The organism is Pseudomonas citrullilanati, from assembly GCF_030580855.1.
Classification (GTDB): Bacteria; Pseudomonadota; Gammaproteobacteria; order Pseudomonadales; family Pseudomonadaceae; genus Aquipseudomonas; species Aquipseudomonas citrulli.
This window is the reverse complement of record NZ_JAUQOP010000026.1, coordinates 48,706-69,836: the sequence shown is the minus strand read 5'-3', so window position 1 is coordinate 69,836 and position 21,131 is coordinate 48,706. Positions and strand designations below refer to the sequence as shown.

The window sequence follows — 21,131 nt, the reverse complement described above, 5'->3', positions numbered from 1 at the left end:
AGAACGCTTGTTGTGGCGAGGAGGCTTGCTCCCTCGCCACAAGGATCCGAGCCGTTCTCGATGATTTTTTTCGCAAATAAGCTAATGCGAAAAAGTTATTTATTTTCTAGTTCTTAGATCATTTAGTCTCCTTCCACGCCACACACCCGGCGGCCTGTTGAGGAGCTTTCCCATGATCTCGCGCGTTTCCCTTCGTCTTCTCGCGGCCGCCACGTTGGCCGCGACCAGCCTGCTTGCCCAAGCAGCCGACCTGACCGTCGCCTACCAGACCACCGTCGACCCGGCCAAGGTGGCCCAGGCCGATGGTGCCTATGAAAAAGCCACCCAAGCCAAGATCGATTGGCGCAAGTTCGACAACGGCGCCGATGTGATCACCGCTATCGCCTCGGGCGACGTGCAGATCGGCTACCTCGGTTCCAGCCCCCTGACCGCCGCCATCACCCGCAAGGTCCCGGTGGAAACGTTCCTCATCGCCACCCAGATCGGCGCCGCCGAGGCCCTGGTGGCCCGTGAGGGTTCCGGGATCAAGACCCCGCAAGACCTGATCGGCAAGAAGGTCGCCGTGCCATTCGTTTCCACCGGCCATTACAGCCTGCTGGCCGCGTTGAAGCACTGGAACATCGATCCGGCGAAAGTCACCGTGCTCAACCTCGCGCCGCCGGCGATCATCGCCGCCTGGAAACGCGGTGACATCGACGCCACCTACGTCTGGGACCCGGCCCTGGGCGTGGCCAAGGAAAACGGCAAGGTGCTGATCACCTCCGCCGAACTGGCCCAGTTCGGCGCTCCGACCTTCGACGCCTGGATCGTGCGCAAGGACTTCGCCCAGAAACACCCTGAAATCGTCACCGCTTTCGCCAAGGTCACCCTGGATGCCTACGCCCAGTACCGCAAGGATCCACAGGCCTGGATCGCCGACGCCTCCAACATCGACAAGCTGGTGAAACTCTCCGGCGCCAAGGCCAGCGATATCCCGCTGTTGCTGCAGGGCAACGTCTTTCCCCTGGCGGCCGATCAGGTCGTGAGCCTCGGCGCCCCGACCACCCGGGCCATCACCGACACCGCCGCGTTCCTCAAGGAGCAGGGCAAGGTCGACGCCGTACTGCCGGACTACGCGCCTTACGTCAGCGCCCAATACATCACTCGCTGAGCCACAGGGGAGACACCGCGATGGCCTTGCTACAGCTGGAGCGCATCAGCGCACAGTACCCCGGCGCGACGGCACCGGTGCTGGCGGATATTTCACTGACCCTGGGGCCCCGGCAACTGCTGGTCGCCCTCGGCCCGTCCGGCAGTGGCAAGACCTCGCTGCTCAACCTGATCGCCGGGTTCGTCGAACCCAGCGCCGGGCAAATTACCCTGGACGGCGTACCGGTCCGAGGGCCAGGCGCCGAGCGCGGCGTGGTGTTCCAGGACGACGCGCTGCTGCCATGGCAGGACGTCCTGGCGAATGTCGGCTTCGGCCTGGAGCTGGCGGGCGTCGCCAAGGACAAGCGCGAAGCCCGCGCCCGGGACATGCTGGCCCTGGTGGACCTGGCCGGTTTCGAGAAGCGCCGCGTCTGGCAGCTTTCGGGCGGCCAGAAACAGCGCGTCGGCCTGGCCCGGGCCCTGGCGGCCGATCCACGGGTGCTGCTGATGGACGAGCCCTTCGGGGCGCTGGACGCCTTCACCCGCGAACAGATGCAGGCGTTGTTGCTGCAAGTCTGGCAGCGCACCGCCAAACCAGTGTTCCTGATCACCCATGACATCGAGGAAGCCGTGTTCCTCGCCACCGACCTGATGCTGCTGGCGCCCAACCCTGGCCGGGTCGTCGAACGCCTCAGCCTGGACTTCGGCCAGCGCTACGCGGCCGGGGAATCGGCACGGTCGATCAAGTCCGACCCACGCTTTATCGAAACCCGCGAGCATGTGCTTGCCAGGGTGTTCTCGCAGCGCAGCGCCACTCGACCACAGGAGAGCGCCCATGAGCAGCTATGAAGTTCCAGCGGTGATCCGGGCGCCTCATGCCGGGCGCCGCGCGATCCGCCCCACGTTCACCCTGGGTATCCGCTGGATCAGCGGCTTGACCCTGGTCGTGTTGCTCGCCGCCTGGTGGGGCTTCACCGCCAGCGGCCTGATCGAGCCACTGTTCCTGCCCCCGCCGTCGTCCGTGTTGCAGAAAGGCTGGCTGCTGGCAACCAGCGGCTACATGGACGCCACGCTCTGGCAGCACTTGGGCGCAAGCCTGGGGCGAATCGGCCTGGGCCTGTCGTTCGCGGTGTTGACGGCCGTGCCGGTGGGCATTGCCATCGGCGCCAACCGCATCGCCCGTGGGGTGCTGGACCCCTTGATCGAGTTCTACCGACCGATCCCACCGCTGGCGTACCTGCCGCTGATCGTAATCTGGTGCGGCATCGGCGAGTTGTCGAAAGTGCTGCTGATCTACCTGGCGATCTTCGCCCCCATCGCCATCGCCACCGCCACCGGCGTGCGCACCGTCGACCCGGCCAAACTGCGGGCCGCGCAGTCGCTGGGCGCGACCCGGGCCCAGCTGATCCGCCATGTCATCGTGCCCAGCGCCCTGCCCGACATCCTCACCGGCATTCGCATTGGCCTGGGCGTGGGCTGGTCGACGCTGGTGGCCGCCGAACTGATCGCCGCCACCAGCGGCCTGGGGTTCATGGTGCAGTCGGCGGCGCAGTTCCTGGTGACCGACGTGGTGGTGCTGGGAATCCTGGTCATCGCCCTGATCGCCTTCGCCATGGAACTGAGCCTGCGCGCCCTGCAACGCAAACTGGTGCCATGGCACGGCCAGGCCCGCTGAAACCCACGACCACGCCGCCCCTTCGGCGCCCGAATGCGAGAACACACCGATGAGCCGTCCGACCCTTACCCCCTTGAGCAACGCCCTCGGCGCACAGATTGGCGGGATCGATATCAGCCTGCCCTTGAACCCGGAACAACACGCGTTCATCGAGCAGGCCCTGCTTGAGCATCAGTTGCTGTTCTTCCGCGACCAGCCGATCGAACCGCCGCAACAGGCGCGTTTCGCCGCGTACTTTGGCGACCTGCATATTCACCCGATCTACCCCAACGTGCCGGAGCAGCCCGAAGTGCTGGTGCTCGACACCGCAGTCACCGATGTGCGCGACAACGCCGTGTGGCACACCGACGTGACCTTTTTACCGACACCGGCCCTGGGCGCGGTGCTCAGCGCCAAGCTGCTGCCGGCGTTCGGCGGCGACACCTTGTGGGCCAGCGGCATTGCGGCCTACGAGGCCTTGTCGGGCCCCATGAAGCGCTTGCTGGAAGGACTGACCGCGACCCACGATTTCACCCGGTCCTTTCCCTTGGAGCGCTTTGGCAACAGCCCCGAAGACCTGGCGCGCTGGGAAGAGGCACGGCGGAAAAACCCGCCGCTGTCCCACCCGGTCATCCGCACTCATCCGGTGAGCGGGCGACGCTCCCTGTTCGTCAACGAAGGCTTCACCACGCGCATCAACGAATTGTCGGAAAGCGAAAGCGAGGTCATCCTCAAACTGCTCTTCGCCCACGCGACCCGGCCCGAGTTCACCGTGCGCTGGCGCTGGCAAGCCAACGACGTGGCGTTCTGGGACAACCGCGTGACCCAGCACTTCGCCGTGGACGACTACCGCCCGGCCCGGCGCGTGATGCACCGGGCGACGGTGCTGGGGGATGTGCCGTTTTTCCGATAATGCAGGAATATGAATGGCGCTTGTGGCGAGGGGATTTATCCCCGCTGGGCTGCGCAGCAGCCCCCCAAGCAGCTATCCACATTAACCTGATGCGCCGCGTGTTCGGGTTTGGGGCTGCTGCGCAGCCCAGCGGGGATAAATCCCCTCGCCACAATGTTTCGCATTCACCGTGCTTGCAGAAGAATCATTCAGCCGACGACGGCTTCTCCCACAGATTGATCCCGCCTTCCCGGGCGAACCGGTCGATCTCGGCCAGTTCCTCGGCGCTGAAATCCAGGTTCTTCAGCGCCCCTACGTTTTCGATGATCTGCTCCGGCCGGCTGGCACCGATCAGCGCGCTGGTCACGCGGGGATCGCGCAAGGTCCAGGCAAGGGCCATTTGCGCCAGGCTCTGGCCGCGACGCTGGGCGATGTCATTGAGGGCACGCACGTGGGCGATGTTTTCATCCGACAAATGCGAAGCCTGCAACGAACCGCCACCCGGACGGTTCACCCGGGCATCGGCCGGGATGCCCTTGAGGTACTTGTCGGTCAGCAACCCCTGGGCCAGCGGGGTGAAGGCAATCACCCCGGTGCCGAGTTCGTCGGTGGCGTCCAGCAGGTCCTTTTCCACCCAGCGATTGAGCAGGTTGTAGGCCGGCTGATGGATCAGCAGCGGGACCTTCCACTCCTTGAGCAGCGCCGCCATTTCCCGGGTCTTCACCCCGGAGTACGAAGAAATACCGACGTACAGCGCCTTGCCCTGCTGCACGGCGGTCGCCAGTGCGCTGGCGGTTTCTTCCAGTGGCGTGTCGGGATCGAAACGGTGGGAATAGAAGATGTCGACATAGTCCAGCCCCAGGCGTTGCAGGCTCTGGTCCAGGCTGGCCAGCACGTACTTGCGCGAACCGCCGCCCTGGCCATAGGGCCCGGGCCACATGTCCCAGCCGGCCTTGCTGGAGATGATCAACTCGTCGCGATAGTGCTTGAAGTCTTCGCGCAGCAACCGGCCGAAATTGATCTCGGCGCTGCCATAGGGCGGACCGTAGTTGTTCGCCAGGTCGAAGTGGTTGATGCCCAGGTCGAACGCCGTACGCAACAGCGAACGCTGGGTGTCGATCGGCGTGCTGTCGCCGAAGTTGTGCCACAACCCCAGCGACAACGCCGGCAACACCAACCCGCTGCGACCGACGCGGCGGTAGGGAATGGACTCGTAGCGATTTTCGGCAGCGGTGTAGGTCATCGAAAGGCTCTCTGTGCGGACGCGGGTGGCAGAAGCTAACATTTCACAGACGCATCGGTCAGGCCGAAAGTTCGCCTGACCGATGTGGGAGCGGGCTTGCTCGCGAAGGCGGTGTGTCAGTCAGCATACATTTTGAACGTGCCGACGCGTTCGCGAGCAAGCCCGCTCCCACAGGGAGTTGCAGTGCCCGAAAATCGGAGACCGCGTCAACGCGCCTGGGCAAACACCTCCGTCACCCAATCCACGAACACGCGCACCCGCGGCGACATGTGCCGGTTGTGCGGATAAAGCACCGACACCGGCATCGAGGGTGGAGGGTTAGCGGGGAGGACCTCCTGGATCAGGCCCTGCCGGATCGGCTCCTGCATCCGGTAATGCGGGCATTGGATCAGGCCCAGGCCGGCGATGGCCGACGCGGCGTAGATTTCGGCGCCGGACACCGACAACGTGCCCCCGATCGGTACCTCCTTGAGTTCGCCATCGACCATGAACTGGAACGGATACAGTTTGCCGGTGCTGCGCGAGACGTAATTCACCGCCCTGTGATGTTTCAAGTCATCCAGGTGTTTGGGTTCGCCGTACTGGCGCAGGTAAGCCGGGCTGGCACAGGTGATCTGCCGAAGATTGGCGACCCGCCGGCCGATCAATGACGAATCCGCCAGCGTACCGGAGCGCAGCACGCAATCGACGCCTTCGGCGATCAGGTCGACAAAACGATCCGCCTCGCTGATGAACAGTTCCACTTCGGGGTAGCGGGCCATGAATTGCGGCAACGCCGGAATCACGAAATACCTGGCCTGGGTTCCGTGCAGGTCCACCCTCAGCTTGCCTTTGGGCGCCACGCCACGAAACGCCAGTTCGGCCTCTTCAAGCTCTGCCAGCAATTGCACGCAGCGCGGGTAATAGGCTTCACCGTCGAGGGTCGGGCGCACCTTGCGGGTGCTGCGTTCCAGCAAACGCACACCCAGCCAGGCTTCGAATTGATTGAGCGTATGGGTCAGCGTGGCCCGGGGCATGTTCAAGTCTTCAGCAGCCAGGGTGAAGCTGCTGCGCTCGTAGATGCGCACAAACACTCTCATTGCCTTGACCTGGTCCATCTGAATCCTGCGCACTGATTGTTGGGGGATCTTGAACAGTCAAGGCAACTCTCCTGCATTTATCGCCAGGCGTAAACATGTGAAGCTGGCTTCAACGAATCCCACTCGATCTCCAAAGGAGCTATCACCATGACTGTCCAGAATGCCAAAGTCGCCATCGTCACCGGTGCCTCCCGTGGCATCGGCGCCGAAATCGCCAAGCAACTGGCCCGCGAAGGGTTCGCCGTGGTCATCAACTACGCCAACAGCGCCACCGAAGCCTCGAAAGTGGTGGTGCAACTGCGCCAGGCCGGCCACCAGGCCATAGCGGTGAAGGCCGACGTGGCCTCGGCCGACGATGTGCGTCGCCTGTTCGATGAAGCCGAAGCGCAATTGGGCAAGGTCGATGTGCTGGTCAACAACGCTGGCATTCTCAAGGTCATGCCCCTGGCGGAGCACAGCGACGAGCTGTTCGAACAGACATTCGCCATCAACACCCGCGGCACGTTCAACACCCTGCGCGAAGCCGCGAAGCGCCTGAACGACGGCGGGCGGATCGTGAATTTCTCCAGCAGCACCGTGGGCCTGAACCTGCCGGGTTATTCGGTGTACATCGCCAGCAAGGCCGCGGTGGAATCCTTGACCCAGGTGTTTGCCAAGGAACTGCGCGGCCGCCAGATCACGGTCAACGCCGTGGCCCCTGGCCCGGTCGCCACGGAACTGTTCCTGCACGGCAAGAGCGAAGAACAGATCCAGCACTTCGCCAAGATGCCGCCCCTGGAACGCCTCGGCCAGCCGGAGGACATCGCCAACATCATCGCTTTCCTGGTGAGCCCGGGCGCCGCCTGGGTGAACGGGCAGATCCTGCGGGCCAACGGCGGGTTGGTCTGAGTTCGAGGTGATGTCCGCGACACTGCTTTCGCGAGCAGGCGCGCGCCCACCGGGTCAAGTGATTCCGTATGGGAGCGAGCCTGCTCGCGATGAGGCCAGCGCGGTCGAATGACAAACGCCCGGCGATGTTGCCGTCCCGGTCAACGCACCAAATGCAGGAACTGCATGTGCCGCTCGTACTGGTCGAGGATGTCGTTGATCACCTGCTCCTTGGTGTAGCCCACCAGGTCGTAGTCCTGGCTGCCTTCGCTCAGGTGCACTTCGGCGCGGTAGTAACGGCGGTTGTTGAGCTCTTTGGAACCCATCCCGCCCCGGGCGAAGGACGGCGTGAAGTAGCCGCGCATCTGCACTTGGTAGATGAACGGATGCTGCTCGCCGTGGCCGATTTCCAGGCTGACGCTGTCGTTGGCCGGGTCGGGTTGGGTGACGACCGCCAGGCCTTTTTCGGCGAACACCGCTTTTACCTCCTCGACGGCCGGGCGCACCGTGGTGTCGAGGAAACGGTACACCTCGTCCCGGGACGGGAAGTGCACCGCCTGGCTCAGGCGTTGGCGCCAGCCCCCCTTGCCTCGGCGCGCACCCGACACCGGCGCCAGGGAATACAGTTGCGCGATCTGCTTCTGGGACTCCAGGTAGAACGCCTTGTGCAGCCCCCACATCATCAACAGCAGGATCAGCGAGAACGGCAGGGACGTCAGCACCACCGCCGACTTCAGGGCATCGATGCTGCCGGAAAACAGCAACGCGCTGGTCACCAGTGCCGTCATCGCCCCCCAGAACACCCGCAGCCACTTCGGCCCGTCTTCATCGGGGCTGCCACCCTTGGCCGACAACGTCGACAGCACCACAGTGCCGGAGTCGGCGGACGTGACGAAGAACACGAAGCTGACAAACACCGTGACCGCGATGACCGTCTTGCTCCAGGGGTAGGTTTCCAGCAGCAGGTAGAGGCTCATCGATGGGTTTTCCAAGGCGGACATGCCCAGGGCGCTCATGCCGTGGTTCAACACCTGGTCGATGGCGCTGTTGCCGAAGATCGACATCCACGCCAGGGTGAAGCCCAGGGGAATCAACAGCACGCCAAACACGAATTCGCGAATGGTACGGCCGCGGGAAATCCGCGCGATGAACAACCCCACGAACGGCGACCAGGCGATCCACCAGGCCCAGTAGAACACCGTCCAGCCGCCTAGCCAGTCGCTGGGCTTGTTGTAGGCGTAGAGGTCAAAACTCTTCATTGGCAAGGCGCCGAGGTAGTCCCCCAGGTTCTGGATCAAGGTATTGAGCAGGTGTTGGGTCGGGCCGGCGAACAGGACGAAGAGCAGCAACGCGCAGGCCAGCAGCATGTTGATATCGGACATGACCCGCACGCCCTTGTCGACGCCGGCCACCGCCACGAGGATCGCCGCGCCCATCATCAACACGATCAGGCCGACCTGGATCCACTGGGTATGGGCGATGCCGAACAGGTAATCCAGGCCGGAATTGAGGTGCAACACACCGAAACCCATGTCCGCACCGAGGCCGAACACCGTGGCGATGATGCCGAAGCCGTCCACGGCATAGCCGATGGGGCCGTTGATGCGCTTACCGATCAGCGGGTAAAGCGCCGAGCGCAAGGCCAGCGGCAAATTGTGTCGATAGGCGAAATACGCCAAGGCCATGCCGACGAAGGCGAACACGCCCCAACCGTGCAGGCCCCAGTGCAGGAACAGGATCTGCATGGCCTGGCGCGCCGCTTGCGCAGTACCCGCTTGCCCCTGGGGCGGCTGCACCAGATGGGTCAACGGTTCGGAGACGCAGAAGAAAAACAGCGTGATGCTGATCCCGGCGGCGAACAGCATGCCGGCCCAGGACAGGTAGCTGAATTCGGGTTCGTCGTGGTCGGCACCGAGCTTGATCTTGCCGTAGCCGGACAAGGCGGTCACCACCACGAAGATCAGGTACAGGGTCATCGCCAGCATGTAGTACCAGCCGACCGTGTTGGCCGCCCAGTTCTGCGCGGCCAGCAACCAGGCACCGGCCTGCTCGGGCAGGGTGATCACCACCAGGCCGAACAGCAGGATGACGGTCGCGGCGAAATAAAAGACCGGCGAATTCACGCGGACCAGGCCGCTGGGTGGAAGGGACGAGGCACTCATGGGCGCAGCGTCCCGCAAGACGAAAAGGCGAAGGTCGAAAACGGACTCGGCAAAGGCAAGCCTCCTGTTGTGAGCGGGCAGCAAACCGGCGGTTTAACTTGAATGAGCGTTCAATTTAAACATGGATAGGATGCTAAGGACTAATCGCACGGCCCGACGGCACGTTTCCTACACTAGCCTACGGGAGGGTATGACGTTGATTGGGGAGCATTCGTTCACTAGCGGCCGCCCCTGTGGGAGCGGGCTTGCTCGCGAAGGCGTCGGCCTATCCAACCTCATCGCTACAGGTAGATCGCTTTCGCGAGCAAGCCCGCTCCCACAGGTCAAGGGCAGGGCAAACCGACGACGGTGTCGCCCGATCCAAGCTCCAATAAAACATGCTGGTTGCCCCCGAATATCCGCGTGCCTATAGTCCAGCCATCGCCTACCACCAGTACCGACCGATGATCAAAGAACAGCTGTCCCGCTTTAACCGTCTCGACCTGCTCGGCCATCCCACACCGCTGGAAAAACTCGAGCGCCTCTCCACCTGGCTCGGCCGTGACGTCTATATCAAGCGCGACGACCTGACGCTCCTGGCGCTGGGTGGCAACAAGCTGCGCAAGCTCGAATACCTGGCCGCCGATGCCATCGCGCAAGGCGCCGACACCCTCATCACCGCCGGGGCGATCCAGTCCAACCATGTGCGCCAGACCGCGGCCCTGGCGGCCAGGCTGGGCCTGGGTTGCGTGGCCTTGCTGGAAAATCCCATCGGCACCGAGGACAGCAACTACCTGGGCAACGGCAACCGGTTGCTGCTGGAGCTGTTCGACGCCAAGGTCGAGCAGGTCGCCAACCTGGACAACGCCGATGAGCAACTGCAAGCCCTCGCCGCGCGCCTGCGCAGCAACGGGAAAAAGCCCTACCTGGTCCCGATTGGCGGCTCCAATGCCTTGGGCGCGCTGGGGTATGTGCGCGCCGGCCTGGAACTGGCCGAACAGATCAAGGACACCGGGCTTGAATTCGCCGCCGTGGTCTTGGCCTCGGGCAGTGCCGGCACCCACAGCGGCCTGGCGCTGGCGCTGAGCGAAGCCCTGCCGGCGCTGCCTGTCATCGGCGTCACGGTTTCGCGCAGCGAGGAAGACCAGTTTCCGAAGGTCCAGGGCCTGGCCGAGCGCACGGCAGCGTTGCTCGAAGTCACCCTTCCAGACGCGTTCAAAGTGACCCTGTGGGACGAATATTTCGCCCCCCGCTACGGTGAACCCAACGCCGGGACACTGGCGGCGGTCAAGCTGCTGGCCAGCCAGGAAGGGCTGCTGCTCGATCCGGTCTACACCGGCAAGGCCATGGCCGGGCTGCTCGACGGTATCGGTCGCGACCGCTTCGACGACGGCCCGATCATCTTCCTGCATACCGGCGGCGCGCCAGCGTTGTTTGCCTATGACGCGGCGTTCCAGGTTTAGTGGAGACTTCTGTGGGAGCGAGCTCGCTCGCGATGACGGCGTGTCAGCCCAATAATAAGTAGGCTGATCCACTGCCATCGCGAGCAAGCTCGCTCCCACAAGGTCATTCATTCCTGATAGGCATATGCGCTTGATTTAATATTATTTTCCAATCTATAAAAGCCACCCTATAGTCTCGCCGCAAGCGCATTTGCCGCGAGACGCCCAGACTGCTTTAAGGCAGGATGTGGCAATCTTTTCGGATCGCGGCTACGCCTTATCTCAGCCAAAATAACCTCTTCATAAGAAAACACAGGGGCTTGTCATGAATTTTTCCGCACTACGTCGCAACCTGTTGGTAGGTTCGCTGGGCCTGGCATTGAGTGCCGGCCTGTTGGGGCAAGCGGTTGCCGGTGAGCAGTTGCAAACAATCAAGGACAAAGGCGTGATCAACGTCGGCCTGGAAGGCACCTACCCGCCGTTCAGCTTCGTCGACGCCGACGGCAAGCTGACCGGTTTCGAAGTGGAGTTTTCCGAAGCCCTGGCCAAAGAGCTGGGCGTGAAGGTCAAACTGCAGCCAACCAAGTGGGACGGGATCCTCGCGGCGCTGGAATCCAAGCGCCTGGACGCGGTAATCAACCAGGTGACCATCTCCGAAGAGCGCAAGAAAAAGTATGACTTCTCCCAGCCCTATACCGTTTCCGGTATCCAGGCGCTGGTGCTGACCAAGAACCAGGACACCATCAAGACCGCCGCCGACCTGGCTGGCAAGAAGGTCGGTGTAGGCCTGGGCACTAACTATGAACAGTGGGTCAAAGCCAACGTACCCGGCGCTGACGTGCGTACCTATGAAGATGATCCGACCAAGTTCCAGGACCTGCGCGTTGGCCGCATCGACGCCATCCTGATCGACCGCCTCGCCGCGCTGGAATATGCCAAGAAAGCCAAGGACACCACGGCCGCCGGCGAAGCGTTTTCTCGCCAGGAAGCCGGCATCGCGCTGCGCAAAGGCGAGCCAGAGTTGCTGGACGCGGTCAACAAGGCCATCGACAAATTGCGCGCCGACGGCACCCTCGCCAAGATCTCGCAGAAGTACTTCAACGCTGACGTCACGAAATAATGGAAGCGGCTTTTCAACTCGCACTGGATTCCGCGCCCTTCCTGATCAAGGGCGCGTACTACACGATCTTCCTCAGCCTGGGCGGCATGTTCTTCGGCTTGCTGCTGGGCTTCGGCCTGGCGCTCATGCGCCTGTCGCGCTTCAAGCTGGTGAGCTGGATCGCTCGCGTCTACGTGTCGTTCTTTCGCGGTACGCCGTTGCTGGTGCAGTTGTTCGTGATCTATTACGGATTGCCGCAACTGGGTATCGAACTGGACCCGCTGCCGGCGGCCCTGATCGGCTTCTCGCTGAACATGGCGGCCTATGCGTGTGAAATCCTGCGGGCCGCCATCAGCTCCATCGAGCGCGGCCAGTGGGAAGCCGCGGCGAGCATCGGCATGACCCGGGCGCAGACCCTGCGCCGGGCCATCCTGCCGCAAGCCGCGCGCACGGCCCTGCCACCGCTGGGCAACAGCTTCATTTCCCTGGTCAAGGACACCGCGCTGGCGGCGACCATCCAGGTACCGGAGCTGTTCCGCCAGGCGCAGTTGATCACCGCGCGGACCTTCGAAATCTTCACCATGTACCTTGCCGCCGCGCTGATCTACTGGATTCTGGCGAGCGTGCTCGCGCACTTGCAGAACGTCCTGGAAGCCCGGGTCAATCGGCATGACCAGGAGTCCTGACCCATGATTGTCGTGGAAAAACTGACGAAACAGTTCAAGGGCCAGGTGGTGCTCAACGGCATCGACCTGAAGATCGAAGAAGGCGAAGTGGTCGCGATCATCGGCCCCAGTGGCTCGGGCAAGACCACCTTCCTGCGCTGCCTGAACTTCCTCGAAGAACCCAGCAGTGGCCGGATCAAGGTCGGCGACATCGAGATCGATGGCAGCCGCCCACTGAGCCAGCAACAGGGCCTGGTGCGCCGTTTGCGCCAGCAGGTGGGCTTCGTGTTCCAGAACTTCAACCTGTTTCCCCATCGCACCGCCCTGGAAAACGTCACCGAAGGCCCGCTGGTGGTGAAGAAGACGCCCCGGGCCGACGCCGAGGCATTGGGGCGCAAGCTGCTGGCCAAGGTCGGCCTGGCCGGCAAGGAAGACGCCTACCCACGGCGCCTGTCCGGTGGCCAACAGCAGCGCGTGGCGATCGCCCGGGCGCTGGCGATGGAACCTGCGGTCATCCTGTTCGACGAGCCGACCTCGGCCCTCGACCCGGAACTGGTGGGTGAGGTGCTGGCAACCATTCGCGGCCTGGCCGAGGAAAAACGCACCATGGTCATCGTGACCCACGAAATGGGCTTCGCCCGTGACGTGGCCAACCGCGTGGTGTTCTTCGACAAGGGCGTGATCGTCGAGCAAGGCGAAGCCAAGGCCTTGTTCGCAGCGCCCCGGGAAGAACGCACCCGGCAGTTCCTCAGCAAGTTCCTCTCCGCCGGACATGAGGCGCAGTAAGTTAGTCCCCTGCAAACTTCCAGGGACGGAAGTTAACACCCCCTCTCGCACCTGTTATCACGATACAACTTGCAACTTCCATGCTGAATAAAAGCGTCGACCATCCCTGCCTACGGCGCAACATTCCCGTTGCTTCATTGCCATTCATTACCGCAATAAGATGCCCAACCAGCGGGCGTCATAACGGAATAATCCGAGGAAAAGTAACTTTACCGCGGAGCTTTCCTGACATTAGTGCGTAGGAACATTCTGAAGCCTGGTTCAATGTTTTATTCGGCAAGTTGCTCTATTGACACCGAAACTGACGAGCCCTTATCTAGTGTCCTGTCTCACAGGCGAGGCACACTTTTTTAATTCTGCGCAGCCATTAATCGTCATTTGTTTCAATAACTGTGCACGACTAAAAATATGTCGCGAACACCCGCGCCTTTGATCTTCCCGAAACGGACTTCGTTTTAAGCATCAAGGAGAACACCATGACATGTACGTCGAATCTTCCCGGGCTGGCCGCACCGACCCTGGCCAATGCCCATCCCGCCGGCATCAACATCACCAGCGCCGCCTGCCTGGAGGTCGCCATCGCCCCCTACCCCGGCATGGACGCCGGCGACCTGATCGAACTGTTCTGGGACAACTGCTACGTGGGTTCCCGCCTGCTGGCGCCGGAGGATCTCCCGGGCAGCGTCACGTTGCGAGTGCCCGAGAGCTTCATCGTCCATGGCACCGCGCACCTGCACTATCGGGTGATGCAGGTCGGGCGCGGGCCGGCGTTGTCCGCCACGCGAAAGGTGCAGGTGAAGCTCGATTGCCCCGGCGGCCAGCCGTCCGCCTTGAGCGGTGATGAAAACCAGGGGCTGGCGCCGGTGCGCATCCCCGAGACCATTCGCCGCAAGGGCGTGAACCCGAGCCAGGTCAAGCGCGGCGTACCGCTGACGATCGAACCCTACCTGAACATGGCGGCCGACGACGCGATCACCCTGCGCTGGGGCGACGTGCGCATGGACCTGCCGCGAATCAAACCGAGCGAGGTGGGCCAGCCGATCCACGTGTGGGTGCCGCCGCAGCTCATCCTCGAAGCGGGCGAGGATCTGCGCCTGGAAGTGAGCTATTGCATCCTCGACCGCGTGGGCAACAACTCCCAATGGGCACCGCCGCGGACGTTGAAGATCGGTTGCGCCAATGCGTACCTGAAAACCCCGGCGAAAGAAGCCCTCATGGTTGCCGAGTCCCCCCGAACGTAAGTCTGTGAGGCGATGTGGCGAGGGGCTTTATCCCCGTAGGGCTGCGCGGCAGCCCCAATGCAGCGGCCTCCTGCTTAACCCATGCAGGGAGTCGCAGCCGACGGGGATAAATCCCCTCACCACAAGGCGCTCGGCAAAATCTCTCTATTTATATTCCCAAAAGTTAGTTCATAAATTATTTATACGCGTTTAGGGTATATGCACCGGACCACCGGACATTCTTGATTTTTTTGCTCGCCGCCTTCATCGCGGCGTTTTTCAGAGATGTGAGGTGGGTATGGTACGGAACACAAACACCCCAGCGCAGTGCACCCAGGCACTGCCAGCAGCCACGGAGTGGCTGTAATGTCGGACTTGGCCCAGGCAAATGTCCACAGCGACCTGGACATCGCACCGCTGCTGTTGCCCGCACACGTGCTGCGCAACGATGCCGAGGCGATCGAAGCCGCCCACGAACTGGCCCGCGTCGCTCGCCAGCAGGCCGCACGCCGCGACCAGCAACGCAAGTTGCCCTGGTCGGAAATCGAACAGTTCACCCGCAGCGGCCTGGGCAGCATCACCCTTCCCCGGGCATACGGCGGCCCACAGGTTTCCTTCGTCACCCTCGCCGACGTGTTCGCGATCATTTCCGCTGCCGACCCGGCCCTCGGGCAGATTCCCCAGAACCAGTTCGGCGTGCTCCAACTGATTCTCGGCACTGGCACCGAACGGCAAAAACAGATCCTGCTGCAAAGCGTGCTCGAAGGCTCGCGCATCGGTAACGCCGGGCCAGAACGAGGCGTTCGCCATACCCTTGAACTCAAGGCGCGGATCACCGCCGACGGTGACGACTACGTCATCAACGGCCAGAAATTCTATTCAACCGGCGCGCTGTTCGCCCATTGGGTGGCGGTCAAGGCCTTGAATGACCAGGGCCGGCAGGTGCTGGCGTTCGTGCGGCGCGGCACCCCGGGGCTGCGCATCGTCGACGACTGGTCGGGTTTCGGCCAGCGCACCACGGCCAGCGGCACGGTGCTGCTGAACAATGTGCGGGTCGAGGCCGAACTCGTCCTCGACAACTGGCGCATCAACGACGTGCCGAACGTCCAGGGCGCGATTTCGCAACTGATCCAGGCAGCCATCGATGCCGGGATCGCCCGGGGTGCCCTCGACGATGCGATCGCCTTCGTGCGCGAGCGGGCCCGGCCCTGGATCGACGCCAAGGTCGAGCGAGCCAGCGACGATCCCTATGTGATCGCCGACATCGGCAAATTGAAAATCGAATTGCATGCCGCCGAAGCGCTGTTGCGCAAGGCCGGACGAGTGCTGGACCAGGTCACGGCCGCCCCGGTCACCGCGCAATCGGCGGCCCACGCTTCGATTGCCGTGGCCGAAGCCAAGGCGCTGACCACCGAGATCGCCCTGCAAGCCAGCGAAAAACTCTTCGAGCTGTCTGGCAGCCGCGCCACCCTCGCCGAATTCAACCTCGACCGCCACTGGCGCAACGCGCGGGTCCATACCCTGCACGACCCGGTGCGCTGGAAGTACCACGCCATCGGCGCCTATCGCCTCAACGGCAGCTTGCCGGCCCGGCATTCCTGGATCTGACGACCCGACCTCTGGAGCAGCACATGACGCTTTCCCATCACGTCGCGGTGATCACCAGCGATGAACAAGCCCTGATCGTGGCCAGCGACCTGGCCGATGACTTCAAGCGCGACAGCGCCCTGCGCGACCGGGAGCGCCGCCTGCCGCATCCGGAACTGGAAGCGTTTTCCCGTTCCGGCTTGTGGGGCATCAGCGTACCGAAGGCCTATGGCGGCGCCGGGGTGTCCAACGTCACCCTGGCCAAGGTCATCGCCCTGATCGCCCAGGCCGACGGGTCCCTTGGGCAGATTCCGCAAAACCACTACTACGCCCTGGAAGTGCTGCGGGTAAACGGCAGCGAAGCGCAGAAGCAACGGCTGTACGCCGAGGTGCTGGCCGGCCAGCGCTTTGGCAACGCACTGGCCGAGCTGGGCACCAAGACCGCCCACGACCGCACCACCCAACTGCGCAGCGATGGCGGCGGCTATCGCATCAACGGGCGCAAGTTCTACGCCACGGGGGCGATCTACGCCCAGCGCATTCCCACCTCGGTGGTGGATGAAAACGGCGTGCAGCAACTGGCGTTCGTCCCTCGCGACAGCCAGGGCCTGACGGTGATCGACGACTGGAGCGGCTTCGGCCAGCGCACCACCGGCAGTGGGTCGGTGGTGTTCGAGGACGTCCAGATCGCCGCCGAGGACATCGTGCCGTTCCAGAGCGCCTTCGAGCGCCCGACCCCGGTAGGGCCGCTGGCACAGATTCTCCACGCCGCCATCGACACCGGCATCGCCCGCGCGGCCTACGAAGATGCCTTGCAGTTCGTCCGCACCAAGACCCGGCCCTGGATCGACGCCACCAGCGACGTCGCCACCGAAGACCCGCACACCCTCAAGAGCTTCGGCCAATTGAGCGTTCGCCTGCACGCCGCCGAAGCCCTGCTGGAACGGGCCGGCGAATGCCTCGACCAGGCCCAGGCCGACACGAATGCCGACACGGTCGCCGCCGCCTCGATCGCCGTGGCCGAGGCCCGCGCCATCAGCACCGAAGTGTCCCTGGCCGCCGGCAGCACCCTGTTCGAACTGGCCGGCAGCCAGGCGACGCTCGCCGAACATGGCCTCGATCGGCACTGGCGCAATGCCCGCGTGCATACCCTGCACGACCCGGTGCGCTGGAAATACCATGCGGTGGGCAACTTCTATCTCAACGACGAGAAGCCGCCGCTGCGGGGGACGATCTGATGGCGGCCGGCAAGAAAAAGATCCTCCTCAATGCGTTCAACATGAACTGCATCGGGCACATCAACCATGGCCTGTGGACGCACCCCGAGGACACCTCGACCCAGTACAACACCCTGGAATACTGGACCGGCCTGGCGCAATTGCTCGAGCGCGGGCTCTTCGACGGGCTGTTCATCGCCGATATCGTCGGCGTCTATGACGTCTACCAGCAGTCGGTGGACGTCACGCTGAAGGAGTCGATCCAGCTGCCGGTCAACGATCCGCTGCTGCTGGTCTCGGCGATGGCCGCCGTGACCCGCCACCTGGGTTTCGGCCTTACCGCGAACCTGACCTACGAACCGCCGTACCTGTTCGCCCGGCGCATGAGCACCCTCGACCACCTGAGTCGCGGCCGGGTCGGTTGGAACATCGTCACCGGCTACCTGGACAGCGCCGCCAAAGCCATGGGCTTGAGCGCGCAGGTCGAGCACGACCGCCGCTACGACCAGGCCGACGAGTACCTGCAAGTGCTCTACAAGCTGTGGGAGGGCAGTTGGGAAGACGGCGCGGTGCTCAACGACCGCGAACGGCGGATTTATGCGCAACCTGAAAAAGTCCACAAGGTCCGGCACCACGGCGAGTTCTACCAGGTCGAGGGCTATCACCTCTGCGAACCGTCGCCCCAGCGCACGCCGGTGCTGTTCCAGGCCGGCAGTTCGGAACGGGGCTTGCTATTTGCCGGGCGGCATGCCGAATGCGTGTTCATCAGCGGCCAGAACAAACCGGCGACCAGGAGCCAGGTGGACAAGGTCCGCGCCAGTGCCGTCGAGGCCGGGCGCAACCCTGACGACATCAAGGTGTTCATGGGCCTGAACGTGATCGTCGGCGAGACCGAAGCCGCCGCCTGGGCCAAGCATGCCGAGTACCTGGGCTACGCCAGCGCCGAGGCCGGGGTGGCGCATTTCTCCGCGTCGACGGGGATCGATTTTTCCGAATACACCCTGGACGAACCGATCCAGTACGTGAAGAGCAACGCCATCCAGTCCGCGACCAAGACCCTGCAGAACAACGACTGGACCCGGCGCAAGTTGCTCGAACAGCACGCTCTGGGCGGTCGCTACATCACCGTGGTCGGCTCGCCCGAACAGGTGGCCGATGAACTGGAATCGTGGATCGCCGAGACCGGCCTCGATGGCTTCAACCTGACCCGCATCGTGACACCCCAGAGCTACGCCGACTTCATCGACCTGGTGATCCCCGAACTGCAACGGCGCGGTTCTTACAAGACCGAATATGACAACGGCACCCTGCGCGAAAAACTGTTTCGCGCAGAAGCTCATTTACCCGAGCAACACACCGGTTCGAGCTATCGGCACTGACATTGCGGGAGCAAGGCACTGTGGGAGCAAAGCTTGCTCGCGATGCAGACACCTCGGTTTTTGAGAGACCGCATCAACTTCATCGCGGGCAAGCCTTGCTCCCACAGGGCTGTGTTCGCCACAAAAAACGCACCGCCCCATTAATGACTGGAATACCCGACATGACCAAGCAACGCCTGACCCTGCCAGTCAAAGCACTGGCCCTGACCCTCGGCCTGTTCAGCTCGGCCCTGTTCGCCGCCGATGGCCCCTTGAAGATCGACACCACCGCCGCCTTCGCCATTCCCCTGGAGGCCGCCGTCGAGGAGGCCGGCAAGCAAGGCCTGAAAGTCGAGCTGGTGGAGTTCAGCGACTGGATCGCACCCAATGTCAGCCTGGCCGCCGGTGATATCGATGTGAATTACTTCCAGCACATCCCGTTCCTGGAAAACGCCAAGGCCGCCGCCGGGTTCGACCTGGTGCCCTTTGCCCCGGGGATCATCAACAACGTCGGCCTGTATTCGAAGAAATACAAAAGCTTCGACGAGTTGCCCGAGGGCGCGAGCGTGGCCATTGCCAACGACCCGATCAACAGCGGTCGTGGCCTGCAACTGCTGGCCAAGGCCGGGCTGATCAGCCTCAAGCCCGGGGTGGGCTACAAGGCCACCGAAGACGACATCATCGCCAACCCGAAGAAGCTCAGGATCCTCCAGGTCGAAGCCGTGCAACTGGTGCGCGCCTATGACGACGCCGACCTGGTGCAGGGCTACCCGGCCTACATCCGCCTGGCGAAAACCTTCGATGCCACGTCGGCCCTGCTGTTCGATGGCCTCGATCACAAGGAGTACGTGATCCAGTTCGTGATCCAGCCCAAGAGCAAGGACGACCCCAGGCTGGCCAAGTTCGTCGATATCTACCAGCACTCGCCCGCCGTTCGTGCGGCCCTCGACAAGGCCCACGGCAAGCTCTACCAGGCCGGTTGGGAAGGTTGAACATGAATGCCATCAACGCCAGGCTTCGCGAGCAAGCCCCCGCCCCGGCGAGCGCCGACCCGACCGAACTGCACCCGGATCTGAACCGTGCCCATGTGCGCTTCATCGGCCTGGGCAAGACCTACGACGGCGCCCAGGGCCCGGTGGCCGCCCTGCAAGGCATCGACCTGGCGATCCAGCGCGGCGAGGTGTTCGGCATCATCGGCCGCAGTGGCGCGGGCAAGTCATCGCTGATCCGCACCATCAACCGCCTCGAACAACCGAGCAGTGGACGGGTGCTGATCGACCAGGTGGACATCGGCCAGTTCGATGAGGACCACTTGGTGCAACTGCGCCGGCGCATCGGCATGATCTTCCAGCATTTCAACCTGATGTCGGCCAAGACCGTGTGGCAGAACGTCGAATTGCCGCTGAAGGTGGCGGGCGTACCCAAGGACCAACGCCAACGAAAGGTCCGTGAACTGCTGGAACTGGTCGGCCTGCAAGGCAAGCACCAGGCCTACCCGGCGCAACTCTCGGGCGGGCAGAAACAACGCGTCGGGATCGCCCGGGCGCTGGTCCATGACCCACAGATCCTGCTCTGCGACGAAGCCACCTCGGCCCTGGACCCGGAGACGACCCAGTCGATCCTCGGGCTGCTGCGCGAGATCAACCAGCGCCTGGGCCTGACCATCGTCCTGATCACCCATGAAATGGCGGTGATTCGCGAAGTCTGCGACCGGGTGGTGGTGCTCGAACAAGGCCGGATCGTCGAGCAGGGACCGGTCTGGGAAGTGTTCGGCAACCCCCGGCATGCCGTCAGCAAGACGCTGCTCGCGCCCTTGCAACACGCGGTGCCCGAGGAACTGCAAAACCGTTTGCAAGCGCAACCGGCCTCGGCGCAAGCGGCGACCGTGCTGCGCTTGCAGTTCACCGGCATCGACCAGCACGAGCCCGACCTCGCCGCCCTGTTCAACGCCCTCGGCGGGCGAGTGCGCTTGCTGCACGGCGGCATCGAACGGATCCAGGGCCACGGGCTGGGGCAATTGCTATTGGCGGTGAGCGGCTCGTCGTGGGGCGCCGAGGAACTGCGGCAGCGAGCGGGCGATTGGGCACAACGGGTGGAGGTGCTGGGTTATGTGGTTTGATCGGTTATTGCAGGGCTTTATCGACACGTTCCTGATGGTCGGGGTGTCGTCGCTGATCGCGTTGCTGGCGGGCATACCGCTGGCGGTGATCCTGGTCACCAGCGGCAAGGGCGGCATCTATGAAGCGCCCGCCTTGAACAAGGCCCTGGGCGCATTCGTCAACCTGTTCCGCTCGATCCCTTTCCTGATCCTGATGGTGACGCTGATCCCGTTCACCCGGCTGATCGTCGGCACCACCTACGGCGTCTGGGCCGCCGTGGTGCCGCTGACCATCGCCGCCACGCCGTTCTTCGCCCGCATCGCCGAGGTCAGCCTGCGGGAGGTCGACCATGGGTTGATCGAGGCCGCCCAGGCCATGGGTTGCCGGCGCTGGCACATCGTCTGGCACGTGCTGCTGCCCGAAGCGCTGCCGGGCATCGTCGGCGGCTTCACCATCACCCTGGTGACCATGATCAACTCCTCGGCGATGGCCGGGGCCATCGGCGCCGGCGGCCTGGGCGACATCGCCTACCGCTACGGCTACCAGCGTTTCGACAGCCAGATCATGCTCACGGTGATCGTGTTGCTGGTGGCACTGGTGGCGCTGATCCAGGTGGGTGGGGACCGCCTGGCGCGGGGCTTGAACAAGCGCTGA

At 63.4% G+C, this 21,131-nt stretch carries 19 protein-coding genes; 16 read left to right on the top strand and 3 right to left on the bottom strand.

Going from position 1 to position 21,131, the window contains the following annotated elements; genetic code table 11:
* Window positions 1-172: 172 nt before the first annotated feature.
* From tauA to tauD, 4 genes are read left to right on the top strand one after another with little or no spacing between them, the layout of a single operon-like run.
* The gene (gene tauA / locus Q6A48_RS17440; RefSeq protein ID WP_304555391.1) at window positions 173-1,150 is read left to right on the top strand and encodes a taurine ABC transporter substrate-binding protein; all 978 of its coding nucleotides are present in this window, start codon (window positions 173-175) and stop codon (window positions 1,148-1,150) included.
* 20 nt (window positions 1,151-1,170) lie between these two features.
* Entirely contained in the window at window positions 1,171-1,977 is an 807-nt protein-coding gene (gene tauB / locus Q6A48_RS17435) for a taurine ABC transporter ATP-binding subunit (protein ID WP_304555389.1), read from the top strand.
* The gene (gene tauC, locus Q6A48_RS17430) at window positions 1,964-2,803 is read left to right on the top strand and encodes a taurine ABC transporter permease TauC (protein ID WP_304555388.1); all 840 of its coding nucleotides are present in this window, start codon (window positions 1,964-1,966) and stop codon (window positions 2,801-2,803) included. The genes tauB and tauC overlap by 14 nt, the downstream gene beginning before the upstream one ends.
* 49 nt (window positions 2,804-2,852) lie before the next feature.
* Window positions 2,853-3,695 (top strand): taurine dioxygenase, encoded by an 843-nt coding sequence (tauD, locus tag Q6A48_RS17425; RefSeq protein ID WP_304555387.1) that lies wholly within the window; start codon window positions 2,853-2,855, stop codon window positions 3,693-3,695.
* 184 nt (window positions 3,696-3,879) lie between these two features.
* Here tauD and mgrA read toward each other — a convergent pair whose 3' ends face one another.
* Both mgrA and Q6A48_RS17415 read right to left on the bottom strand, forming a co-directional pair.
* Window positions 3,880-4,917 carry an L-glyceraldehyde 3-phosphate reductase gene (mgrA, locus tag Q6A48_RS17420; RefSeq protein WP_304555385.1) on the bottom strand — a complete coding sequence of 346 codons (1,038 nt, stop codon included), beginning with the start codon at window positions 4,915-4,917 and terminating at the stop codon, window positions 3,880-3,882.
* 206 nt (window positions 4,918-5,123) lie between these two features.
* Window positions 5,124-6,014 carry a LysR family transcriptional regulator gene (locus tag Q6A48_RS17415; protein ID WP_304555383.1) on the bottom strand — a complete coding sequence of 297 codons (891 nt, stop codon included), beginning with the start codon at window positions 6,012-6,014 and terminating at the stop codon, window positions 5,124-5,126.
* Window positions 6,015-6,143: 129 nt separating this feature from the next.
* Between Q6A48_RS17415 and Q6A48_RS17410 the strand changes: the two genes are divergently transcribed.
* A complete protein-coding gene (locus Q6A48_RS17410) occupies window positions 6,144-6,884 on the top strand; it encodes an SDR family oxidoreductase (protein ID WP_304555382.1) in 741 nt (246 codons plus the stop codon).
* Window positions 6,885-7,024: 140 nt separating this feature from the next.
* Here the strand turns inward: Q6A48_RS17410 and betT are convergent, their stop codons facing one another.
* Window positions 7,025-8,986, bottom strand: a complete 1,962-nt coding sequence (gene betT, locus Q6A48_RS17405) for a choline transporter BetT (protein ID WP_304555406.1) — start codon at window positions 8,984-8,986, stop codon at window positions 7,025-7,027.
* 482 nt (window positions 8,987-9,468) lie between these two features.
* On the opposite strand from betT, the gene Q6A48_RS17400 reads away from it, so the two are divergent.
* The 11 genes from Q6A48_RS17400 (at window position 9,469) to Q6A48_RS17350 (ending at window position 21,131) form a co-directional block, all read left to right on the top strand.
* Window positions 9,469-10,467: a D-cysteine desulfhydrase gene (locus tag Q6A48_RS17400; RefSeq protein ID WP_304555381.1), complete on the top strand. Its 999-nt coding sequence runs from the start codon at window positions 9,469-9,471 to the stop codon at window positions 10,465-10,467.
* Window positions 10,468-10,771: 304 nt separating this feature from the next.
* Window positions 10,772-11,566: a cystine ABC transporter substrate-binding protein gene (gene tcyJ / locus Q6A48_RS17395; protein ID WP_304555380.1), complete on the top strand. Its 795-nt coding sequence runs from the start codon at window positions 10,772-10,774 to the stop codon at window positions 11,564-11,566.
* Window positions 11,566-12,231, top strand: coding sequence for a cystine ABC transporter permease (tcyL, locus tag Q6A48_RS17390; protein WP_304555379.1), 666 nt, complete (start codon window positions 11,566-11,568; stop codon window positions 12,229-12,231). The genes tcyJ and tcyL overlap by 1 nt, the downstream gene beginning before the upstream one ends.
* Before the next feature lie 3 nt (window positions 12,232-12,234).
* On the top strand, window positions 12,235-12,996 hold the full coding sequence (gene tcyN, locus Q6A48_RS17385; protein ID WP_304555378.1) for an L-cystine ABC transporter ATP-binding protein TcyN: 762 nt from the start codon (window positions 12,235-12,237) through the stop codon (window positions 12,994-12,996).
* Window positions 12,997-13,472: 476 nt separating this feature from the next.
* The gene (locus Q6A48_RS17380; RefSeq protein WP_304555377.1) at window positions 13,473-14,237 is read left to right on the top strand and encodes a hypothetical protein; all 765 of its coding nucleotides are present in this window, start codon (window positions 13,473-13,475) and stop codon (window positions 14,235-14,237) included.
* 345 nt (window positions 14,238-14,582) lie between these two features.
* Window positions 14,583-15,824 carry an SfnB family sulfur acquisition oxidoreductase gene (locus tag Q6A48_RS17375; RefSeq protein WP_304555376.1) on the top strand — a complete coding sequence of 414 codons (1,242 nt, stop codon included), beginning with the start codon at window positions 14,583-14,585 and terminating at the stop codon, window positions 15,822-15,824.
* 23 nt (window positions 15,825-15,847) lie between these two features.
* Window positions 15,848-17,041: an SfnB family sulfur acquisition oxidoreductase gene (locus Q6A48_RS17370; RefSeq protein WP_304555375.1), complete on the top strand. Its 1,194-nt coding sequence runs from the start codon at window positions 15,848-15,850 to the stop codon at window positions 17,039-17,041.
* Entirely contained in the window at window positions 17,041-18,399 is a 1,359-nt protein-coding gene (locus Q6A48_RS17365; RefSeq protein WP_304555374.1) for an LLM class flavin-dependent oxidoreductase, read from the top strand. The genes Q6A48_RS17370 and Q6A48_RS17365 overlap by 1 nt, the downstream gene beginning before the upstream one ends.
* A 161-nt stretch (window positions 18,400-18,560) precedes the next feature.
* Window positions 18,561-19,370, top strand: a complete 810-nt coding sequence (locus tag Q6A48_RS17360; RefSeq protein WP_304555373.1) for a MetQ/NlpA family ABC transporter substrate-binding protein — start codon at window positions 18,561-18,563, stop codon at window positions 19,368-19,370.
* 2 nt (window positions 19,371-19,372) lie between these two features.
* Complete coding sequence (locus Q6A48_RS17355; protein ID WP_304555372.1) at window positions 19,373-20,497, top strand: methionine ABC transporter ATP-binding protein; 1,125 nt, start codon at window positions 19,373-19,375, stop codon at window positions 20,495-20,497.
* The gene (locus Q6A48_RS17350; protein WP_304555371.1) at window positions 20,487-21,131 is read left to right on the top strand and encodes a methionine ABC transporter permease; all 645 of its coding nucleotides are present in this window, start codon (window positions 20,487-20,489) and stop codon (window positions 21,129-21,131) included. The genes Q6A48_RS17355 and Q6A48_RS17350 overlap by 11 nt, the downstream gene beginning before the upstream one ends.

What these genes read in the sequence shown, in the direction of transcription:
- tauA (WP_304555391.1), top strand. Translation starts at nt 173, where the DNA reads ATGATCTCGCGCGTTTCCCTTCGTCTTCTCGCGGCCGCCACGTTGGCC.
- tauB (WP_304555389.1), top strand. Translation starts at nt 1,171, where the DNA reads ATGGCCTTGCTACAGCTGGAGCGCATCAGCGCACAGTACCCCGGCGCG.
- tauC (WP_304555388.1), top strand. Translation starts at nt 1,964, where the DNA reads ATGAGCAGCTATGAAGTTCCAGCGGTGATCCGGGCGCCTCATGCCGGG.
- tauD (WP_304555387.1), top strand. Translation starts at nt 2,853, where the DNA reads ATGAGCCGTCCGACCCTTACCCCCTTGAGCAACGCCCTCGGCGCACAG.
- mgrA (WP_304555385.1), bottom strand. Translation starts at nt 4,917, where the DNA reads ATGACCTACACCGCTGCCGAAAATCGCTACGAGTCCATTCCCTACCGC.
- Q6A48_RS17415 (WP_304555383.1), bottom strand. Translation starts at nt 6,014, where the DNA reads ATGGACCAGGTCAAGGCAATGAGAGTGTTTGTGCGCATCTACGAGCGC.
- Q6A48_RS17410 (WP_304555382.1), top strand. Translation starts at nt 6,144, where the DNA reads ATGACTGTCCAGAATGCCAAAGTCGCCATCGTCACCGGTGCCTCCCGT.
- Q6A48_RS17400 (WP_304555381.1), top strand. Translation starts at nt 9,469, where the DNA reads ATGATCAAAGAACAGCTGTCCCGCTTTAACCGTCTCGACCTGCTCGGC.
- tcyJ (WP_304555380.1), top strand. Translation starts at nt 10,772, where the DNA reads ATGAATTTTTCCGCACTACGTCGCAACCTGTTGGTAGGTTCGCTGGGC.
- tcyL (WP_304555379.1), top strand. Translation starts at nt 11,566, where the DNA reads ATGGAAGCGGCTTTTCAACTCGCACTGGATTCCGCGCCCTTCCTGATC.
- tcyN (WP_304555378.1), top strand. Translation starts at nt 12,235, where the DNA reads ATGATTGTCGTGGAAAAACTGACGAAACAGTTCAAGGGCCAGGTGGTG.
- Q6A48_RS17380 (WP_304555377.1), top strand. Translation starts at nt 13,473, where the DNA reads ATGACATGTACGTCGAATCTTCCCGGGCTGGCCGCACCGACCCTGGCC.
- Q6A48_RS17375 (WP_304555376.1), top strand. Translation starts at nt 14,583, where the DNA reads ATGTCGGACTTGGCCCAGGCAAATGTCCACAGCGACCTGGACATCGCA.
- Q6A48_RS17370 (WP_304555375.1), top strand. Translation starts at nt 15,848, where the DNA reads ATGACGCTTTCCCATCACGTCGCGGTGATCACCAGCGATGAACAAGCC.
- Q6A48_RS17365 (WP_304555374.1), top strand. Translation starts at nt 17,041, where the DNA reads ATGGCGGCCGGCAAGAAAAAGATCCTCCTCAATGCGTTCAACATGAAC.
- Q6A48_RS17360 (WP_304555373.1), top strand. Translation starts at nt 18,561, where the DNA reads ATGACCAAGCAACGCCTGACCCTGCCAGTCAAAGCACTGGCCCTGACC.
- Q6A48_RS17355 (WP_304555372.1), top strand. Translation starts at nt 19,373, where the DNA reads ATGAATGCCATCAACGCCAGGCTTCGCGAGCAAGCCCCCGCCCCGGCG.
- Q6A48_RS17350 (WP_304555371.1), top strand. Translation starts at nt 20,487, where the DNA reads ATGTGGTTTGATCGGTTATTGCAGGGCTTTATCGACACGTTCCTGATG.